The organism is Mesorhizobium sp. M7A.F.Ca.CA.003.01.2.1 (assembly GCF_003998945.1).
Taxonomy (GTDB): domain Bacteria; phylum Pseudomonadota; class Alphaproteobacteria; order Rhizobiales; family Rhizobiaceae; genus Mesorhizobium; species Mesorhizobium ciceri.
The window spans coordinates 1-1,812 of record NZ_RZRA01001052.1 but is presented as its reverse complement, the minus strand read 5'-3'; the positions used below and the strand labels follow the sequence as shown (position 1 = coordinate 1,812).

The following is a 1,812-nucleotide window of genomic DNA, read 5'->3' as shown; positions in this document are numbered from 1 at the left end:
TCACCAGACCGGCCAGGCCGGTGAACACGGCGAAATAGCCGCAGGCGCCCTCGAAACAGCTCATCTCGGTGGCATCGGCGATCACCGAGCCGATGGCGAATCCGCCCACGGCGCCGATGACCGCGCCCAGGACGATGCCGAGCAGCGCGGCGATGACCGAGACGAAGGCCGATGGGCTCTCGGTTTTCGGATTGACATAAACGGCATCGGCTTCGGATCCATGGCGCAGCAGATAGATGCAGAGCGCGCCGATGGCGATTTCGGCGCCGGTGATGACAAGCGCCTGGCCCGAGAAGACGAATCCCGGCACCGTAGGGGCATAGGCATGGATGACCAGCAGCCCGACGATTATGGCAATCTGCCAGATCGTGAACTGGCGCGGGAAGCGGGCCGAGCGGCCGAAGGCGAGGCCGAGCAGGTAAAGCCCCCATAGGATGGTGACGATGTCGACGACGAGCCCGCCATAGATAAGGTAAAGCACGCTGTCTGGCAGGCCGGTGGCGCCGACCGCGGGCCAGACGGAGATCAGGCCGTAGACTGACCACGCCATGACGAAGACAAGCCAGCCCACCGGCACGAAGGACAGCCCGCTGTCCGGCCGCCTGACTGGCGTCTGTCCATTGCTCGATGTCATGTCCGCACAATGCCCCCGCAAAGCCTCGGCACCCGACAGGCAACTCCGGGGGAAGTCAAGGGCGGCCGTCCCTGCGGTCCTGCCTGTGCACACCATTGCAGCGGCGGCGCCCGCAAAAACGGGCATGCCGGCGGCCTCGTGAAAGACTGTGTGGCCGGCAAAGCGAATAGACTGCCGTTATGGCTTGGCATTCGCCGTCGGATCGACTAGATGAGCCCCGCGCCTGTTGCTTCGACGGCTCAGGTGCAGGGGAAGGCGTTTGCTGGTTGGCGACGCCGATGGCGAAAGTTTCGTCTTGCCCCAAGGGAGGTGCATCTCCCCAACCCGCGCGGCAAAACCGGCCGACGCGACATGCATGGACGGAGAGGTGGCCGAGTGGTTGAAGGCGCACGCCTGGAAAGTGTGTTTACGGGAGACCGTAACGCGGGTTCGAATCCCGCTCTCTCCGCCATCCTGCTTCGCTCTACGAGCTTCGCAGGACAAGCCCGAGCCTTTGCGCGAAGCAGGGCGGTAAACATCCCGCCGCGCTCTGCCCTTGAAACCTGCCAATCACAGGAGATGGCATGCCGAACGATGTAATCGTGCGCGACAGCAATGGCGCTCAATTGAATGACGGCGATTCCGTCACGCTGATCAAGGACCTCAAAGTCAAAGGCACTTCGGAAACGATCAAGCGCGGCACGTTGGTGAAGGCTATCCGCCTGAACGGCAATCCCGGCGAGATCGAATGCAACACCAAGCAAGTGAAAGGCCTGGTGCTCAAGACCGAGTTCGTGAAGAAGGCGTGAGCCTCAGGGCGGCAAGCGATCTCGATGGCTCCTTCGGGATTTTGGAGAGCCTGCCGTCGCCAAGTGGAAGCGGAGCCGTTGAGCGTCCGGCACATGATCGTTGCGCTGCGAAATTGATAATTTCGCCGACCAGGCACAATCAAAAACCGCCAAGACCCAAGTCTGGAACCTCCGGCCTCGTTGCGCGTTTCAGGGCGTCCCGTTCGCGGACCCGCCGGATATCTCTCCAAGCGCGCAAAAAAACCAGGAGCCCGCTTCATGCACGACAAGCTGTTTCATTCCCCGGTCGCACTCTCGGTCGGCCTTGGCTTCAAGCGCGAGATTGCGTCGCTGGCCGAAATGCACGACTTCCTTACCAATTGGACGACCTCCCGCCGCGGCCCCCTCTAC

General features: G+C 62.4%; 2 protein-coding genes and 1 tRNA gene. 2 read left to right on the top strand and 1 reads right to left on the bottom strand.

The genetic code is table 11. From position 1 onward, the window contains the following. Positions 1-634 (bottom strand): hypothetical protein (locus tag EN969_RS29510; RefSeq protein WP_206525263.1); only part of this gene is annotated, 634 nt, incomplete at its 3' end. Positions 635-995: 361 nt separating this feature from the next. On the opposite strand from EN969_RS29510, the gene EN969_RS29505 reads away from it, so the two are divergent. Both EN969_RS29505 and EN969_RS29500 read left to right on the top strand, forming a co-directional pair. Continuing rightward, positions 996-1,085: transfer RNA gene (locus EN969_RS29505), tRNA-Ser, on the top strand. Between the two features lie 112 nt (positions 1,086-1,197). Beyond that, on the top strand, positions 1,198-1,422 hold the full coding sequence (locus tag EN969_RS29500) for an alkylphosphonate utilization protein (protein ID WP_013529641.1): 225 nt from the start codon (positions 1,198-1,200) through the stop codon (positions 1,420-1,422). The last annotated feature ends 390 nt before the right edge of the window (positions 1,423-1,812 follow it).